At 61.5% G+C, this 18,920-nt stretch carries 11 protein-coding genes; all 11 read left to right on the plus strand.

What is annotated here, in order from left to right; all coding sequences use genetic code 11:
• The first annotated feature begins 2 nt into the window (after window positions 1-2).
• The 11 genes from Spa11_RS09390 to Spa11_RS09440 all read left to right on the plus strand — a co-directional run bounded on the left by Spa11_RS09390 (window position 3) and on the right by Spa11_RS09440 (window position 18,920).
• Window positions 3-3,530 (plus strand): YhaN family protein, encoded by a 3,528-nt coding sequence (locus tag Spa11_RS09390; protein ID WP_145111258.1) that lies wholly within the window; start codon window positions 3-5, stop codon window positions 3,528-3,530.
• 328 nt (window positions 3,531-3,858) lie between these two features.
• On the plus strand, window positions 3,859-4,122 hold the full coding sequence (locus tag Spa11_RS09395) for a helix-turn-helix domain-containing protein (RefSeq protein WP_145111261.1): 264 nt from the start codon (window positions 3,859-3,861) through the stop codon (window positions 4,120-4,122).
• On the plus strand, window positions 4,119-5,126 hold the full coding sequence (locus Spa11_RS09400; protein ID WP_145111264.1) for an AAA family ATPase: 1,008 nt from the start codon (window positions 4,119-4,121) through the stop codon (window positions 5,124-5,126). Before Spa11_RS09395 ends, Spa11_RS09400 begins: the two co-directional genes overlap by 4 nt.
• A 3-nt stretch (window positions 5,127-5,129) precedes the next feature.
• Window positions 5,130-7,712, plus strand: a complete 2,583-nt coding sequence (locus Spa11_RS09405; RefSeq protein ID WP_145111267.1) for a S8 family peptidase — start codon at window positions 5,130-5,132, stop codon at window positions 7,710-7,712.
• Window positions 7,713-8,568: 856 nt separating this feature from the next.
• Window positions 8,569-12,123, plus strand: a complete 3,555-nt coding sequence (locus Spa11_RS09410) for an RNA-directed DNA polymerase (protein ID WP_145111270.1) — start codon at window positions 8,569-8,571, stop codon at window positions 12,121-12,123.
• 455 nt (window positions 12,124-12,578) lie between these two features.
• On the plus strand, window positions 12,579-12,869 hold the full coding sequence (locus Spa11_RS09415) for a hypothetical protein (RefSeq protein ID WP_145111272.1): 291 nt from the start codon (window positions 12,579-12,581) through the stop codon (window positions 12,867-12,869).
• A 1,194-nt stretch (window positions 12,870-14,063) separates the two neighbouring features.
• Window positions 14,064-14,735 carry a heavy-metal-associated domain-containing protein gene (locus Spa11_RS09420; RefSeq protein WP_197529862.1) on the plus strand — a complete coding sequence of 224 codons (672 nt, stop codon included), beginning with the start codon at window positions 14,064-14,066 and terminating at the stop codon, window positions 14,733-14,735.
• Window positions 14,732-15,283 carry a hypothetical protein gene (locus Spa11_RS09425; protein WP_231933216.1) on the plus strand — a complete coding sequence of 184 codons (552 nt, stop codon included), beginning with the start codon at window positions 14,732-14,734 and terminating at the stop codon, window positions 15,281-15,283. Before Spa11_RS09420 ends, Spa11_RS09425 begins: the two co-directional genes overlap by 4 nt.
• A 48-nt stretch (window positions 15,284-15,331) precedes the next feature.
• Window positions 15,332-16,501 (plus strand): ABC transporter permease, encoded by a 1,170-nt coding sequence (locus tag Spa11_RS09430; RefSeq protein WP_145111278.1) that lies wholly within the window; start codon window positions 15,332-15,334, stop codon window positions 16,499-16,501.
• A gap of 42 nt (window positions 16,502-16,543) precedes the next feature.
• A complete protein-coding gene (locus tag Spa11_RS09435) occupies window positions 16,544-18,175 on the plus strand; it encodes an efflux RND transporter periplasmic adaptor subunit (RefSeq protein ID WP_145111281.1) in 1,632 nt (543 codons plus the stop codon).
• Between the two features lie 34 nt (window positions 18,176-18,209).
• A complete protein-coding gene (locus Spa11_RS09440) occupies window positions 18,210-18,920 on the plus strand; it encodes an ABC transporter ATP-binding protein (RefSeq protein ID WP_145111285.1) in 711 nt (236 codons plus the stop codon).

Genomic DNA, 18,920 nt, shown 5'->3' on the forward strand with positions numbered 1-18,920 from the left:
CGATGCACATTGAGCAATTGCGACTCACGGCGTTCGGGCCGTTCACGGGATGCTCCGTGAGTCTACGCCCGGGGCTCAACATTCTTTACGGGCCCAATGAGGCGGGTAAGAGTTCGGCCTTGCGGGCGATCCACTCGCTGCTATTCGGCGTCCCCTCGAGGACGGCGGACAATTTCCTGCACAGCTACGGGCAACTCCGGGTTGGCGGCGTGCTGGTTCGGGGAGATGACCAGCGACTGGAGTGCGTGAGGCGTAAAGGGAATAAGGCGACGCTGCGGGACGGCGAGGACGACAAGCAGCTGGACGAGAGCGTGCTCGACCGATTTCTGGGAGCGGTCGACGCGGAGTTTTTCCGTTCGGTCTTCGGGATCGACCACGAGCGGCTTCGCGCTGGGGGAGAAGAGGTGATTCGCGGGGAAGGACGGGTCGGCGAGTTGTTGTTCGCCGCTGGCGGCGTCTCCCACCTGCGCGAGATCCAGCAGAAGCTCGAAACGGAAACGTCGCAATTGTTCAGGGCTCGGGCCCAACAACCGAGCATCAACAGCGCAGTGTCGCGCTTAGACCAGCTCCGCGCCGAGGTGCGGGAAGCCCAGGTTTCTTCAGAGGAATGGGGACGGCACGACGCTGAGAGAACCAGGCTGTTGGAGCAAGCGGAGCGACTGGGAGTTGAACTAGCCGACGCCGAAGCGACCAAGGAGCGGCTGTCACGAATCAGCGCGGCGTGGCCAACGCTCAGTAGTTGGAAAGCGAAATGCGCAGACCTCCAGGCGTTGGAGGAAGCCGTCTTGCTGCCCGTGGACGCCGAGAAGCGGCGCACGGAGGCAAACGAGCAACTGAGTCTAGCTCATTCAACTCTGCGGCTAGCACAGTCGCAGTTGGAGCGGGTCAATAAACAATTGGCAGAACTTCAGACGCCCGAGGCGGTCCTGAGAGAGCAAGAACGTATCGACCAGCTCTACCGACGACTCGGAAGCCACGAGAAGAACGCCGAAGACCGCGGCACGCTGGAAGCGAGAAGGCGAGCGGCCCGAAACAACGCCCGGCAGACGGTCGATAGGCTCGGCTGGAGCGTCTCCCTAGAAGAAGTCGAGAAGAGTCGCTTAGCGGACCACAAGAAGGTCACGATCCGCACGCTGGCGAAACAACACGGCGAGATCGTGCAGCGGCTCAGCAGCGCGACGAAGCTGAACGCCAAGTCGGGCAAGCGACTCCAAACGCTTGAGCAGGAGCTTACCGGCGCATCTGTCGGGAGCGAAACCAAGGGGCTCACGCAAGCACTGGCGGAAGCGAATTCGTTGCTCGATGTCTTCGCAGGGCTCGAGGCAAGACGGGACACGATAAATCGCCTCCGGCGTGAAGCGGACGAGGCGCTCGCTCGTCTTCCGTTGTGGAGTGGCACGCTGGATGAGCTGCGACGGATGAAGACGCCGACAGAGGCGGCTGTCGAAGAGTTCGACGAGCGGCGACGCGACATCACGACGCGACTCAGCGCCCTTCAGGAACGAATGCAAGAGAATACCGAGAGCGAAGCCAGCCTGTTGGAAAAGCTGGCGGCTCTCGAAAAAGGGGACGTGGTTCCCACCGAAGCAGAGCTTCTGGAAGCCCGAGCGATCCGCGATCGTGGCGTGCGGCTCGCGGTCGACACCCTTGAGGGGCGAACGCCGGAATCGCGGGAAATTGAGAAGTTCATCGGCGAGGTCCGGGAGGGAGAAGCTTTATCGTCGGCCCTCGGGCCGAGCGTGCTGCGGGCGGACAAGGTGGTCGATCGCCTGCGGCGTGAGGCGGACCATGTTGCGGCGAAGGCCCAACTGGTCACTCAGCGAGACTCGCTTAGCCGTCAGAGGCAGAACCTCACGTCGAGCATTGAGGCAGCCGAAGCCGAGCAGCGTCGCTACGCCGAGGAGTGGAACAGCCGATGGGCCTCAAGCGGTCTGACTCCCCTTTCGCCACCCGAGATGCGTTCGTGGCTGCGTCAGCACGCCCAGCTGCTGGAGTCGGCTAGCGAGGTCACTTCGCAGTCCGAGGCGCTCGACGCGGACGAGCGACGATGCGAGTCGATAAGAACCGACTTGCTGAAAGAGCTGTCGGCCGTCGGCACGGAAGCTAAGGGAACGGGCCTGGATGGGCTCGCCGACCTCGCGCAACACCACATCGAGAGCTTGCGGAGCGAGCGGGCGCGTCGAGAGCAGCTAGCGGCGGACATCGAGCGGGTGAAAGTGGAATCGGACGAAGCTGGCGAGGAGCTGCGCGAAGCGGAAGAGTTTCTAAGCGCGTGGCGGGTCTCTTGGGCTGAAGCGATGGCTCTGCTCCAGTTGCCGGCCGACGCGTTACCCGAAGAAGCCGAGTCCATGCTCTCGAATCTTGATCAGCTGTTCCGCGAACTGGACGAGGCGGACGGTTTTCGGGGGAGGGTTTACGGAATCGACAAGACTGCCGAAGAATTCTCCCTGGCCGCCCAAGAACTCGCGTCCGTCATCGCCCCCGACCTCGCGGGACGGCCGGTAGAAGAGCTGGTCGCCACGTTAAACACTCGGGTCAGCGAAGCGCGTCGCGTCGATCAACAGGTCAAGACGCTAACCGAACAGCGTGCAACGCAGGAAGGGCTGGTGCGTGACGCCGAGGCGAGCGCCGCGAAGTCTCAGGCGGTCTTGGATGGCCTCCTCAGCGAAGCGGGGTGCACGAACACTCAGGAACTGTCAAAGGCAATCGAGCGTTCTGCTCAAAAGCGAGCGCTGCAACAGCAAGTCGAGGAGCTTAAGACACAACTCGCGCCGCATTGCGGTGGGCAGACGTTGGACGAGTTCCAGGAGGACGCGACGACGGAAGACCCCGACCGCCTAGCGAGCAAGATGGCAGAGGTGGAAGGCCTTGTAACTCGGCTGAGAGAACAGCGAGAGGCGTCGCTAACGGCGGCGGAACGTGAAGCGAGTGCGCTGACGAGGTTCGACGGGGGCGATGCGGCCGCGGAGAAAGAAGCCTTGCGGCAGTCGTTGCTTACGCAGGTAGAAGAAGACGTGCGCGAGTACGTTGTAACGACGGTGGCCTCGAATCTCTTACGGCGCGCCATCGAAAGGTACCAAGAACGCTCGCAAGGCCCCGTCTTATCCCTGGCGAGCGATCGCTTCCAGCAGTTGACGTGCGGAGCGTTCGCAGGCTTGAAAGCCGACTACGACGAGTCCGGGAATGACATTCTGGTCGGTGTACGGGCGGATGGTAGTAGCCCGCTACGCGTGGAAGGGATGAGCGAAGGCTCACGGGATCAACTCTATCTGGCGTTGCGGCTGGCGACGCTTGAACACTGGTTCGACCATCACGAGCCCGTCCCCTTCATTGTTGACGATGTCTTGTTGAGCTTCGATGATGCACGGGCGGAAGCGACCTTGGGGGCGCTGATAGAATTGTCGGCTCGCACGCAAGTGCTCTTCTTCACCCACCACGACCACCTCGTCTCCCTGGCAAGGAAAGTTAGCGATATCCACAGCGGCGATTCGAGCGTGCATGTCGTGACGGCTTGGAACGGCCAAAGTTGAACAAGGCCGTATCCTTCGGCTTCGAGGACGCGAGTCCGGTTGCTGAAACGTTAGATTCGCAAAATCTCGCTTCGGCTTCCTTCCCTTCATCCGTATGGCCCTCGCCCCGCCGATTGGGGCCGTGCGGAGGAAGGGGAAGAAGCCCGCACACACCCGCCACCTCCGCACCGGCTTTCTTTAGCAGATTCCGGTGGCCCCTCATCGCTATAATCCTTCGCCCGTTGACTCCCACGCCCGGCTGCTGGAAAATTAATCGTAAGTCTATCAACGACCGATAGAGTACTGAGGAGAGGAACCAGCAGAGCGGAAACCCGAGGAGAGCCAATCCATGCCCTACGAGCGTTCCTACGAGATTGAACAGCGCCTCAAAGCGGTCCTCCGTTGCATCGCGACGGGGAGCTACTCGACCCCGCAGATCGCCGAGGAGCTGGGCGTGTCGGTGCCCACCGTCTCGCGCAATGTGCTCGCCCTACGCGAACGCGGCCACGCCATCCGCTCCGAGAAGCGAGGCGATGGCTGGCGGTACGTCCTAGAGGGAACCACCGGCGCCGAGAAAGACACCCCCCAACCCCGGAAAGGCGCCCACGCATGAAAGCCGAGATGATCAAGAGGATCGTCCGCGCGATCGCTGACGGGTCGCAGGAGGACTTGTCGCGATTGGCCCAGCGGGTCGTCGAGACGGAGCGGGAGCGCGGCCACGAGCGGTTGGCGGGCGAGCTGTCGCAGATCCTCGCGGGGGGCAAATCCGCCAAACCATCCCGCCCGACTACGCAGGACCCGGGGAGTCATCTCCGCGAACTGCCGCTGAGCCGGCGCAGCGGCGAGCTGCTGCTGTCGGTACTCCCGCGCGAGTCGCTCGAACACCACATGGTGCTCCCGCCAGCGGTCGAGGAGCGGTTTGCGCGGGTCGAGCGCGAGTACGCCGCACGCGAACGCTTGGGCGCCTATGGTCTCCGCAATCGCAAGAGAATCCTGCTCTACGGCCGCCCCGGTTGCGGCAAATCCCTCGGCGCCCAGCGGCTGGCGTGGAACACCGGCCTGCCGCTGCTGAAGGTCCGCTTCGACGCCCTGATCTCGTCGTTTTTTGGGGAATCGGCCACAAACCTGCGGGCCGTGTTCGACGCCGCCCGCGAGCGTCCCTGCGTGCTGCTGCTGGACGAGTGCGACTTCATCGCCCGCTCGCGCACCAGCGGCCGCGACATTGGCGAGGCCTCCCGAATCGTCAACTCGCTCCTGCAATTGATGGAAGAGTACGACGCCCCGGGCCTGTTGGTGGCGACCACGAACATTGACACCGAGCTCGACAACGCCCTGTTCCGCCGCTTCGACGAGATCCTGGAGGTCCCTCCCCCGGGTCCGGCCGAAATCGAGCAGCTCCTGAAGATGACGCTCAGCGCGGTCGAGGTTTCGCCGAGCGTCAAGTGGCGTCCCTTGGTGGGCAAACTAGCCGGCTCTTCGGCGGCCATCGTCGTGAAAGTCGCGCGCGACGCGGCCAAAGCGGCGGTGCTCGAGGGTAAGAAGGTGGTCACACAGACGCTGCTGGAAGGGGCAATCGCCGATCGGCGCTGCGAAGGAGAGGACGCAGCAGGCGCCTAAGTCATGCCACCCGACCACCAGTTCGAGCACCTCCCGCTTGTTTTTAAGCATCACGGCCCGGCGCGCCTCACCGGAGGCGGCTCCGACGCCGACCTCACCAAAGAATTCCGTCGCAATCGCAAGAGCCACTCGACGACACTCCTGTCGAGCCTGACGGCGGCGTCCGACGCATGGCGAAAAACTCAGGTGGCCCGACGTGAGCAGGACGCGCCGGAGGTGGAAGCAGGCATCCCCCTGGTGCTCCAGGTCGATACGTCCTTGGACCTGGACGACCTGCGTCGGCAGTTCGCATTCGAGGTCGTGGCGGAGGAAGAGGATGGCTATGTGATTGTCGCTTCGGAAGACGTCGATCTGGCTCTCTTTCGGCAGAAGGTGAAGGATTTTGCGGGAGGGGGGACCGGATCGGGAAACATCGCGAAGGTCCACGAGCTGCTCGACAGCGACACGCAAGAAGATCGGCTTCGGCGCGTGCTCTCCGAGCGCCTCTTCGCGGAGTGGCCCGAAATGCAGGACGACGCCTTATACATCTGCGACGTCGGCATCGCCTGCACCGGTAACTGGGCGGCCCCGAATCCGTTCAAGCCACGCGCTCACTGGAAAGCGGAGACGAACCAGCGGCACGAAGAAAAGAATCGTGCTGAGGTTCAGGCAGCCTACGACCGCTGGGACGAGCTGCGTGAGGACCGTCGGGCGGAGGTCAAGCGGATCACGGACCACTACGGCGCCGAGGTGCTCGGCGAGTACGAGAAGGCCGTGCCTGTTCCCGATAGCTTCACGCTCCGCGTGCGTATCGCAGCTCGGGGGCTCAAGGACCTGGTGCTCAGCTACCCCTATGTATTCGAGGTGACCGAGCCGGACGAGATCGAGACGCCGCAGCAGCAGGCCCGCGACCTGGAGGACCAACTGGCGGAGATAGAGTTCCAGGCTCCAGCTCCCGACGCCCCGGTGGTTTGCGTGATCGACAGCGGCATTCAGGAGGAACACCGCTGGCTGGCGGCGGCCGTCGATGGGAGCGTGTCGAAGAGCTTCTTGCCGGCGCCGGACGCCGATTCGGTGGCGGACCATGTCGCTGGCGGCGGACACGGCACCCGGGTCGCCGGCGCCGTGTTGTACGGCCGCACAATTCCCAAGTCGGGGGTCGTGCCCCTCGAAGCTCGCCTCCAGAACGCTCGAGTGCTGAACGGTCGTTGCGAGATGCCACGCGAGATGTTTCCGCCTGAAGTGCTGGAGCAAGTCGTCGAGCATTTCCACCGAGTCGGCAATACGCGACTCTTTAATCAGTCGGTAAACGCCGACAGCCCCTGCCGCACCACGCATATGTCGGCTTGGGCGGCGGAAATCGACCGCCTCTCGCACGAAAACGACATTCTCGTCGTTCAAAGCACGGGCAATCTCAAGACCGATCGTCCCGCGCCACGCCCTGGGGTGGCGCAGCTTTTGGAGACGGGAAGGCCCTACCCGGATTATCTCGATCAGCCCGCCTGCCGGCTCGCCAACCCGGCGCAGAGCTTGCAGGCGATGACCGTCGGGTCGGTCGCGATCGAGACGCTTGAACAAGACGGTTGGCGGAGCATCGCTACGGCCAGCGGCGCTCCCTCGGCTTTTGGTCGCTCGGGGCCGGGCATTTGGGGCGTGATCAAGCCGGAGGTCGTCGAGCAGGGTGGCGATTTTCTGGTGAGCGATGGCGCTCCGCCGGCCGTGGCGACTCCTGATGTGGGCGCCAACTGCTATACAGAACTGGTTCGGTCGACAAGAAACGGCGGACCCGCACACGCCCGCGACTGCGTAGGGACTTCTTTCGCGGCGCCGCAGGTCGCCAGGATTGCGGCCCGCCTGCAAGCGGTGCTGCCCGAAGAACCTTGCCTGCTCTACCGAGCGCTGATTGCCCAGTCGGCGCGGTGGCCGGCCTGGGCAAACGGCCTCTCGCCCGCCGAGCAGGCCGCCCTCTTGCGACGCATCGGATACGGCATCCCCGACCTCGACCGGGCGACAACCAACACCGATCAGCGGGTCACGCTCATCACCAGCGGTAAGACGAAGCTCGAAGCAGGCGGCTGTCACATCTATCAGGTGCCGGTCCCGGAGCGGTTGCGGCGCCCCGGAGAAGATCACCAGATACGGATTGACGTGACGCTCTCCTACTCCACCGCGACGCGGCGGACGCGGCGAAAGCACGCCTATCAGGCGACTTGGCTCGACTGGGTGACCAACCGACGGGACGAGTTGTTGGAACCATTCGTGGAGCGCGCGATTAAGCGCGAAGCCGAGTATGCGAACCAGGGGCGCGAGACGTTCAATTGGACGGTACACCCGCAAGTGCAGTATGGTCTGAGCGGCGCCAACCGCAGTGCGGGCACACTGCAAAAGGACTGGGCCTATATCAATTCTTACAACCTGCCGAGGGATTTTTGCATCGCGGTGCGGGGGCACCAGGGCTGGAACACCTCGCCCGATTCATCAGCCGCTTATACGCTAGCCGTAACCTTCGAAGCGACGGGCGGCGAATTATCGGTCTACGAAGAAGTCAGGGCCGAGGTGCTGGAACTAATTGTGCAAGCTGAGCAAGAGGTAGAGATATCCGACTAGCTGAGATAAGACAGCGGACAAGATCAAGGGCAGAGTTGTTACAGGATGTTTCAATGATTTCGCACCTCCAGCTCCCGCGGTTTAGGAGTGAACACGCCCCTTGCGGCAATCTCCGTACTTGCAAGCAGATTAGGGTTTATGTCCCTGCGTTTTGCAATTGAGGCCACAACTTTACCCCGCCGGTACGCAGGAGCGACCTCGTGCGAGACTAATCGGTGTTTTCCTCGGAATGGGTCGAGCAACGCGATTTCTGATTCGGTGGGACTCGTCGGTTGTACGCCACCGCATCCTCCCACCGTCCCATTGTCGGTTTGGCCCTGCCCCGTCCCGGAGTGAGCATACAGAGGGGAGGGAGCCGCCAAATCCGTCGTTGCAGGCGTGCGTTACCCCCGCCTTGGCTTGCTCTAGCCGAGGCTACTGGCCCGAGGGCGAATAGACCTCCACACCAGTCGCGTGTCAGAGGTTAAACTGTGTGCTTCCGAGAAGACACCTCGCTGTCGCCGTCGTACGGACTAAAACGATGGTGTAGAACCACGACGATGGGGTGATAGATCGACGACGGCAAGGTCAATGAGCCCATGCCGAATTCAAAGCCGTAACTGGAGGGTCTGCCGCCTTGGCTAAAAAACGCCGACCAACCTGGGACCCATTCACCCGGCCACAGCCGACGTGGGAGTGCTTGACGCACCCCGCGCTCCTGGTGCAGGCCTGGAAGAAGACACACAGTTACCTTCGTTCAAAGAGCTGGTTTGCGGACATACTTGAGCTCGACTTGTCGGCAGTCGATCTTAAGGAGTATATCGATGTGCTCCGTCAAGATATCTGCGATGGACCAGAGCGCTTTGCTCCCTCGCCCATGCGACTGGTACCGGCGCCCAAGTCGGACCTCTATCCGTGGGTGTTCAAAGACGGGGCGTGGCAACCGGGGCCAAAGACAAAGAAGTTCGTCCGACCGCTGGCGCACCTAGCCTTACGCGACCAGGTGCTCGCGACGGCGGTAATGATCTGTTTGGCGGACTGTGTCGAGACCATTCAAGGCGACAGCGACCTACCGACCGCAGACGCGAGGAAGGCGGGTGTCACAAGCTATGGGAATCGACTTTTGGTCGACTGGGTCAGCGGTGACGCAACGCCGCAATCGGGTCACTTCACGTGGGGCAATGCAGCACTTTATCGCAAGTACTACCTAGACTACCAAGCGTTCCTAAAACGCCCCATCGACATCTGCCGTCAGCAACTTTCACTTACGCCGGAGGACGCTGAGCTTGGTGTAGTTACGATCGACCTACAAGGTTTCTACGACGCAATTCCAGTCGACGAGGCAATCGCCGCCTTGAAGAACCTCTCCAAGGAAGCGGGGCATAGAAACGACCTTCGCTTCTGGCAGGCCGTTAAGAGTTGCTTTGCCTGGACGTGGGACAAGTCGGACGCCCAGTCTAAAACGTTGCTTAAGAGCAAGAAGCTGCCGTCTGGGCTTCCCCAGGGGCTCGTCGCCGCCGGGTTCTTTAGCAACGCGTACATGGTCGATTTTGACCGCAGGCTGGCCCGAACGATTAAGCGAGCAAAGCCGGACGTCGGAAAGGGGTGGCGTATCCTCGACTACTGCCGGTACGTCGATGACATCCGACTGGTGGTCGCCGGACCGATCGCCTCCGATGGAGAAGACATACCACGGTTGTGCGGCGACTGGATAAACAAGCAGTTGACGAAGTATATCAAAGGGCAGCAGTGTAATGATGGAAAGTCGGCTTTCGCCACGCATGAAGAGGTGGAGAGTCGGACGATGCGACCGGTCTTGATGGCGGCGATCCAGGACAAGCTTAGTGGCCCGATCGATCTCCAGTCGCTCGAAGAGGCGGGGCTAGCCCTCGACGGCTTACTGAACACCGTTGGTAACAGTGAAGCCGTCGGAGGCGCTACGGAAGCAAAGCCGCAGGACGACCAGCACGACAAGACGCTTGCTTTGGAGCGGATACACGCCCCTCGCCACAGCGTGCGCGACGACACCGTAGCGCGCTTCGCGGCGTTTCGACAGCTCAAGGCACTCCGGGCTCGCCGTTTCTTGCTTGCGGCTGAGCCGGCCGGAGTACGCTCGACGGCTCTAAGACGGCTCGACGCGGAGGTCGAGTCCTCGGCGCGGCGGATGGTTTGGATGTGGAGTCGCGATCCTTCCCTTGTGATCGTCCTACGACATGCGATGAACCTTTGCCCTACGCCAGAGCTGATCGAGCCGGTGCTCGAAGCGCTTCGGTCGGTAATAGGGCCGGACGGACTCAAGAAGCAGGACGGTAAAGAGGAGGCATTTGACCAGGCCGCTGCGTGGTACACCGCCGGCGAGCTGCTCAAGGCGGGGGTGATTGAGACGGGGTTCGAGGCGTCTCCTTCCGAGCTGCCGGAGAAGGCCGACTTAGAGGGGTACCGGGAGTCACTTGCGGATTTTTCTGAAGAGCTGTTGAGAGAGGCTCGCACGCCATGGTTTGTCGCGCGTCAGGCGGCTGTGTTCCTGCTGTCTGTAGGTCGCATACCGTTGCCGTCCACCGCACTCCGCAAAACGATCGGCAACGACTATATCGCTCTACTCAAAGTTGCGAAAGGCGGCATTTCTCTAGCAGGCGACGGCAGCCGCTTGCTGCCACTCCTTCTCGTACTCGACCAACTGTGTAACCATCGGTCGAAAACCCTCACGAGACTCAGAAAGTACTTCTTGTCCCTGACGCCTGAAGAAGCGCCGCACGAGGTGGAACGACTAGTGCTCGCGAATCTTCAGATTGCGATCGATCTTCGTGCGCATCTAATTGCGAAGCGTTCCTCGAAACGGAAGTATGTGCCGCTGATTGCCACACTACCCAACGACGACGAGCGCGACAAACACGAAACCACCGATCTTGGCAGGAACGCAACTCTTGGCGAAGTAATGGGGGCGCGGGACAACCCATTCGCACAGGAAACGGCAGCGCTGCAGCTCCTGAAAAAGCTCGCGGAAGCCTTGAGAGTGGGCGAGATCCACCAAGAACAACTGCAACCGCAAAGCTTGCGGCTCAGTATCAACGCGCCCTGGCGGACCCTAAAAAATCCTCGTCGCAAGCAGACTCTCGGCGTGCATCAAATTGACAGCAAACATGCCGACCCTCGCTATGTCAATCCGACGTGGGCCAACGGGGAACGGGGGGAGCTGTACGCGCTGGGGCGGCTCCTCCGGTCCGCTGTTCTGGGTTCCAATGACTTCACTGCTTCGAGCTTCGAGCTGTCGCAGTATCGTGACGGCTACTCCGGCCTCAAGAGTTCTTGGTTCAAGCGCCAGCACGGCCTATCGACCGACTTATCGGCCTCGGAATGGGACACGACCAGCCGGTCTCCCTGGTTCGCTTCCCTGGTAGCGCATCTGCTTAGCTGGCCAGGCAGCCGCGTTGATCCGGACGGCGAGTTTACCCAACTCCGGACCGTGGACGGCCTGCTGAAAGTAGTCAGCTCGCGGCTAACGGTGCTCAAAAAGATGTTTGGTCGCGCGACCGACCTTCCCGTGTATGACTGCGACCTACGCCTTGAGCTTAAGTCTCCGCCAACGCTGTCGATGGCGCTCGTGCAGACCGTCCGACCTACCCGTGACGATTTTATAGCACACGGGGCCGATCTCGGGTCGAGCGCTTTCCGGCCCGTGCATCGGGGGCACCTCGCCTCAATGCTCCGCCTAACCTACGAGCACTTGGCGCTGCGTCCTAGTTACGACAAGAAGGCAGTCGTCGACTTCGTGGTGCTCCCCGAACTGAGCGTTCACCTAGACGATTTAGACCTCGTAGAACGCTTCATCGACGCGACGCAAGCGATTGTTTTCTGCGGCCTCTCGTTTTTTAACGACGCGCGGCGAGGCGGCCTCGTTAATAGTGGATTGTGGCTTATCCCCGAGCGCCGGAAATCGGGCCGGAGCTTTCGTCGGCTGTTGCAGGGAAAGCACCACCTCACCGAGGAAGAAACGAAACTGGGTGTGCTCCCCCACCGCCCCCACCAACATGTTCTCAAGGTCCGTGGCCTTGCGAATCAGAAACCGTTCGCGATCTCCGCGGCGATCTGCTTCGACGCGACGGACCTCTCACTCGCCGCCGACCTGCGCGACCAAACCGATATGCTGATTGTGGCGGCGAACAATAAAGACGTGCCGACGTTTGACACGATGGCGACGTCGCTCAGCTGGCACATGTTTCAACACGTCGCCATCGTGAACAGCGGCGAATTTGGCGGATCGGTTGTCAGTGCTCCTTACAGGGAAAGGCATCAGCGGGTGCTCAAGCACGACCACGGAGGTCTCCAGGCCGCGATATCGATTGTCGAGATCGACCTCAGCGACTACCAGCGGATGCGCGAACATCCGCCTAGAAAACTGAAAACACCCCCCGCAGGCTTTGCACGGCACTAAGTGTCGATGGGGATAATGGCTATCCGCAGAATCTTCTCTGAGAAGCAACATCTGATGTCCTTGCACATGAGAGTCGGGACGTTTCGGCTTCCGTCGACAATGAGCTGGAAGGCGGCAAGCCGCTGGCGATTGTCAGGACTCGCTCCATGACACCTGACGAGGGAAGAATTCAATGACGTGGCACGCTCAATCTGGGAAACTGGTTCTCTCAGGCAACGAAGCCAAGCTATACCGGGAGGCAATCCTCTTCATGTGCGACCTCAGCGTCGGTGCGGCTGACGACGAAGAGTCGTGCTTCGAAGGCGCCACGGTTTTCGACCGAATGAGCAGGGTCCCAACAGTTAGCTTCGCTTGAAATCGTCGCCCTGCATCTCTTCCACGAGACGGCCGAGTGCCTGCCGCTGACAGCTTGGTCGCAGGCGACGCTCGCAAGCGTGCTTTACGAGGTCAGGACCATGATCCTTAGAGAGGTTGAGGAGGCAGAGCGGGACGACTTGCGACGAACGGTCGTGGACGCCCTGGACGCGCACGAAGATGTCACGGGGTTTGAATCCGAAGAAGGCTGGATTGGTCTGTTGGACGCTAACGACGAGCGGTTCCTGTGGGACCTCGATTTCGAAAACGACGACCTCTCCGACCTGCCACTCGAGCACTCATCGCATACCCGCCGGGCGCTACACTTTTCGACTGCCGATGAAGCATTCGAAACTACGAAGCATAGGGTGGCCCTCAGCATGGGTGCTTAGCTCTACAGCAACCCGAATTGTAGTCGGGGCATGATTGACACTCAATCAGCCGACCAGCCCACCTGTGGCCATCCAGGCATGCCAAGCCCCTCCCCAGCCTATGCCTCGCCCTGCGCCCCTTCCGCTGTCACCCTCACGTCGGCCTCGCCCCGCCGTATGGGCCGACGTGAGGGGGATGGCGGGAGGTGGCGTCATGCCCCTTCTGCCGAGCCGGAGCTGAGGTCAGGTGTCCGCGCCTCTCAATTGACGAGCCTTGCCAGCTATCTGGTAGGCTGAGGGATTACGGCGAAACCCTTCAGACGACAGCCGCCACGGACAGAGTGGCCCATTGTCCGTCCGTTCGAGTCAGAGTAGGCCAGGATGCGGCGTTTCCGCGGACAAAGCGGGTTTGCCCCAAGATCGCGATTTGGCTAAACTTAGGGTTGATCCGACCCGATTGAAAAGAACAAGAGGCAGACGATGCGCTCTTGCATTATCGATTCAGGGAAATGACCTTTGTTCCGCTGCTACCACAACACGAAGCGAGGAGTCGCCCTGCTTGGGGTGCTGCTCGCCTTGTTGTCGAGCACGGAGCAGGGACACTGGCTTTGCCAGCTAGGCGCCTGCTCAGTGGCTGCCGCGGACGATTCTAGTGGTCACCACGACGAGGTCGCTGCTGGGGGCTGCTCACACTCGCACGGGTGTTCCGTCTCCTGCGAGAAGTCGTCGGAACAGCCGTCGTGTGACACTCAGCGTCACCACGATAGTAAATGCCCCTGTCCTCCAAGCTGCTGGTGCAAGCAAGCGCCACAGCCGTTGGAACTGCCGAGGGATGGAGCCCAAACTTCCGAACTTGAGCTGGCTGGCGTCTCGCCTAGCCATGCGTCGGCGCTGCTCGCCTTTGAACCTGGGGCGAAGTTCCCGGGCGCTCAATCAGTTAGCGACTTAGTACAAGTCACCTCAGCAGAGCGCTGCGCTCTGCTCTGTCGCTTCCTGATTTGATTTCTCTTCGACGCAAGCCCTCTGCTTGCGTGTGACGCACCCCTTTGAATTTGGCGAACGCCTTATTCACCGCCGGGGAAGAGGTCCGTTCCCGTTTGATCGTTGTTACCCGCTGCGCGATGACGTGCGCAGTAGGGAAGCGGCGTTATTACAACCACCGATTATGAAGGAGAAGCTATGCGCACGAAGTGCAATTTCTTGTTCGCGGCCGTCATGTCATGCCTCGTAGGTCCAACGACGACAGCCCTGGCGGCGAATCCTGCGCCTGCGCAGCAGGTGCAGATCGTCGCGGAGAAAATGTGTTGTCAGGGTTGTGCCCGCAAGGTCACGGCGCAACTCTACGCGGCTCGCGGCGTGCAGAGCGTTAGTGTCGATATGCCGACGCACACCCTTACCGTGACCCTGCCTCAGCCCAGCGCTGTGGCGCTTGGCAGCCTCTGGGACGCGGCAGAAAAGGGGGACGGCGGTCCGACGACGATGGTGATTGGCGATGCAACCTTTTCCTTCTCCCGCGCGGAGTCCAGCGCGAACGAGAATGACCCTAGCCGCGCTGCTGCGGCCCCAATGACGATCGCCATCGACAACCTGCACTGCAAAGGCTGTGCGCAGAAGATCGCGGCCCAGTTGTATGCCACCAAGGGCGTGAACAAGGTAAGCGTCGATATGCAGCAGGGACTTCTCCACGTCGAAGCCGGGCCCGACTCGCGCTTGTCGCCGTGGGCGTTGGTCGACGCGGTCTTCAAAGCGGGAGAGCGGCCCCTCAGCGTCACCGGCAAGCAGGGTGAGCTATCGATCGCTTGGGCCACCCCTGCTGCGCCCAAAACCGACGATCCGAACACGCAAGCAAACCTTTCACAACCCAACGCACAAGGGATTCAAAGATGACAAAAATGCACTCGACGCTATTGTTTGGCTTACTAGGAACTGTCACCGCAGTCGGCTGCGGTACGGCGGCGGATTCTGGGAAGTCGATTCCCACAACAACTCGTGTTTCGAACGCCGCGGCGAGCATCGACGCGAGCCATTACAAGCTCGCGGAAGAGCCCGAGGGCGCGGTTGGCGTGATCGCCGCCCGTGAATCGGCCGAAGACGGCGCACCGCTGGTGCTGGTGGGCCGAATCGGCGGCGCGGCAAATCCTTGGATTGACGGCAGAGCCGCGTTTACGCTGCTCGATCCGTCGATGTCGGTCGTCGCCAACGGCCAAGATTCAGGCGAGACCGAGCTGTGCCTGGACGACTGTTGTGCCGTTGATCGGCAGAACTGCACGACGCTCGTAAAAGTCGTCGATGGCCAAGGCAAGTTGGTGGCGGTTGACTCACGCGAACTGCTCGGGGTGAAAGAGTCCGACATGGTTGTGGTGAAGGGGACCGCGCAGAAGGACAAGTCGGGCAACTTCGTGATGCTCGCCAGTGGTGTCTATATCCGTAACTAAGCGGCCGCAAGCAACCGCTCGCTTCGGGCTCGCTACAAGGAAGAACCTATGCTCGGTCAAAAACTGCTCCCCTGGGACTACGGCGTGCGGAATCTATTCCGCCGTCCGTCCCGGAGTGCGCTAACACTCGGCGGCCTGACGATTGTCGTGCTGCTCGTGTTGGTCGTGGTCGGGTTCATCCGTGGCCTAGAGAAGTCGCTCGCCGCGACCGGCAATCCCAACGTCGTGCTCGTGTACGCGCTCTCGTCGGGCGCCGACATCGAGAACTCGTCGATCCCCGGACGGACGCCCGCCTTGTTGTCGGCGAGCGTCGATGGGGTCCGTCGTCAGCACGGCGTGGAGTACGTTTCGCCAGAGCTTTACCTGGGGACGCGGATCACGACGACGGGCACGACCGAACCGGGAATGGGGCTCGTGCGTGGCGTCACGACGACCGCGCCGCTCGTACGCGGGCAGGTGCAAATCGTCGAAGGCGCCTGGCCCCAACGTGGCGAAGTGATGGTAGGTCGGCTGGCGCACTCGAAGCTTAGCGCGAGCAAGGAAGACTTGGCAGTCGGCCAGCAGGTGACGTTCGACGGTCAAACCTGGAACATCAGCGGCCTGTTCAATGCGGCCGGGTCGGCGTTCGAGTCGGAGATTTGGGCGCCGCTGGAAGAGTTGCAGACGGTGCTCAAGCGTCAAGATCTGAGTATGGTCGCCGTCAGCATGGAATCGCCCGACGGTGCCGCCGACGTGGAGTTGTTCTGCCGCGAGCGGATCGACTTGGAACTTAAGGCGGTGGCCGAAAGTTCTTACTACGCCGCGATGCAAAAGCACTACAAACCGGTCCGCATGTTGGGCTGGGTCGTGGTGGCTTTAGTGGCCGGCTCGGGCATCTTCGCGGGACTGAATACGATGTACGGCGCGGTGGTCGGCCGGATACGCGAGCTGGCGACGCTCCAGGCGCTGGGCTTCCGTCGCCGAGCCATCCTGCTGACGCTTGTGCAGGAGGCTACGCTGCTGGCGTGTGCCGCCGCCATCATGGCGTGTCTTGCTGGGCTGCTCGTCGTCGATGGGACGGCGGTTCGGTTCACAATGGGGGCCTTTATGCTCTCGGTCGATAGTGTCGGCATCGCCGTAGCCTGCGGAGTCGCCGCGCTGCTGGGAGTAGTCGGCGCGCTGCCCCCCGCGATTAAAGCGATGCGCCTGCCAGTTGTTGAAGCGATCAAATCCATTTAGTTGCCGTCCGTAACGCAGCGATGCGAGAGGCATCCAAGAATTATGTCAGAACAATCTTCACAACTCGATCTCAGCCAACTTGCCGTTGACCGCAGCGGTGCGGCCAACAAATCGGGCATCCGGATCAAGCGCTCTTGGTTCACGAAATACGTTTTACCGCTGGGCATTCTTACGGGCTTCGTCGGTTTGTTCGGCTGGGCTGCACGAGACAGCTTTTTGCCCGCCCAATCGATCACGATTACCCCGGTGGTGGTTAGTCGGGCCGAGGTCAAGCAAGAAGGAACGCCGTTGTTTCAGGCGGCGGGCTGGATCGAACCGCGGCCAACCCCAGTCATGGCCTCCGCGCTTGCTGCGGGCGTGATTGAGGAGTTGTTCGTGATCGAAGGACAGCACGTGAAGCAAGGCGAGCCGGTCGCCCGACTCATAGACGCCGACGCCAAGCTGGCGCTTGCCCAGGCACGCGCTGCTCATGCCTTACAGGAAGCCGAGGTGAGTCGCGCCGAAGCCACGCTCGCTGCGGCAAGGACGAACTTTGCGCGGCCTACCGAGTCGCAAGCGACTCTTGCTGAGGCAGGGGCGAGGCTTCACGAAACGGAAGTCGCCATCAGCAACCTGCCCTACGCAATCGAAACCGCACGCTCGCGGCTCCAACTAGCGACGGAGAACGAGCGTCGAAAAGAGCTGGCCGGCCAGGCAATCTCTGGGCGGGTGCTACGCGAAGCCCGCGCCGAGCTGGCGGCGGCGAAAAACACGCTTGCCGAGTTGGTCGCTCGCGAGCCGAAGCTCGAAGCCCAAGCCAGATCGCTCCGAGAAAAACGGGATGCACTGGGTGAGCAGCTTCGGCTGCTGACCAATGAGACGCGGGCCGTCGCCGAAGCCAAAGCGAATCTAGCGGGAGCAATGGCGCGACTTGATCAAACCCGCCTCCGCGTAGAAGTAGCCGAGTTGACCATGGCGCGGATGATCGTTCGCTCACCCATTGACGGTTGCGTCCTCAGCCTCGACGCGCGGCCTGGGCAGTGGCTTTCTGGCATCGGTTCGGCGCAGGGCACGAGCGCCGTCGCGGGGCTCTATGATCCCCAAAGTCTGCAAGTCCGGGTGGATGTCCGCTTAGAAGACGTACCCCAAGTGCTGATTGGTCAACCGGCTCAAATCGAAACCGCCGCCTTGGGCGCACCCATTGAAGGAGAGGTGGTCTCGGTTACCACGTTCGCTGACATCCAAAAAAACACGCTCCAAGTCAAAGTGGCGATCAAAGACCCTCCGGCGGTCATCAAGCCAGAAATGTTGGGCAAAGTGACCTTCCTCGCGCCCCCATCCCCAGTGATGGAGGGCGAGCCGAGCGAGTCGCCGCTGAAGCTGTTCGTGCCGCAGTCCTTGGTTTCGACGGGTGAAGGTAGCGCGAACGTCTGGGTCGTCGATCTGACAGCGGGGGTCGCGAAGCGCAAAGCGGTCGAAGTGGGACATGGCGCGACTGAGGACGGTCTTGTTGAGGTCACGAGCGGCCTGCTCCCCACCGACAAGTTGATCGTCGCAGGTCGCGAATCGGTCGCCGAGGGCTCGCGTGTTCGTGTATCTGGCGAAGACAAAAGCCTCGCAGGGGGCGCGTGGAATTCGCAATCAACACGCCCCGCCCCCCTGACCGCTCAAGCAGCCGTTAGCGAAGTCAACTAGCTCCGAAACACTAACCTCCGAAAGCAGGTTCACTATGCCCCTCGTTGAAGTATCCAATGTCACCAAAGAGTACGCCAACGGCGAGGAGACGATCCGTCCACTCGACGGCGTCAGCTTGACCATCGAAGAAGGGGACTACGTGTCTCTGATGGGCGCCAGCGGCTCGGGAAAGAGCACGCTCTTGAACCTGATTGCCGGCATCGACCGGGCCACTTCGGGCGAGATTGTCGTCGCCGATACCGATATCACCAAACTCTCCCGCGGCAAGCTGGCCGACTGGCGGGCCGCCCATATCGGTTACATCTTTCAGACCCACAACCTGATCCCCGTGCTAACGGCGTACGAGAACGTCGAGCTGCCGCTGCTGCTCCTGCCGATGTCGGCGGCCGAGCGCCGCAAGCGGGTTGAAATTGCTCTCGAAGCGGTAGACCTGACTTCGCGGGCCACGCATTACCCGCGTCAAATGTCGGGCGGTCAAGAACAGCGGGTCGGCATCGCGCGGGCCATCGTCGCCAATCCGACGGTTGTCGTCGCCGACGAGCCGACCGGTAGTCTCGACGACGAGACGACTGAACAGATTCTGCAACTGCTAGAACGAGTAAACAACGAACTCGGCATGACGCTCTTGATGGTCACGCACGACGCCGACGCTGGTTCACGCGCCAAGCGACGCATCCGCTTGGAACGCAGTCGCCTGATCGAGAACGGCAAAGAGATTCATATCGCTACTTTACGGACCGCCTAA

The organism is Botrimarina mediterranea, from assembly GCF_007753265.1.
Lineage (GTDB): Bacteria > Planctomycetota > Planctomycetia > Pirellulales > Lacipirellulaceae > Botrimarina > Botrimarina mediterranea.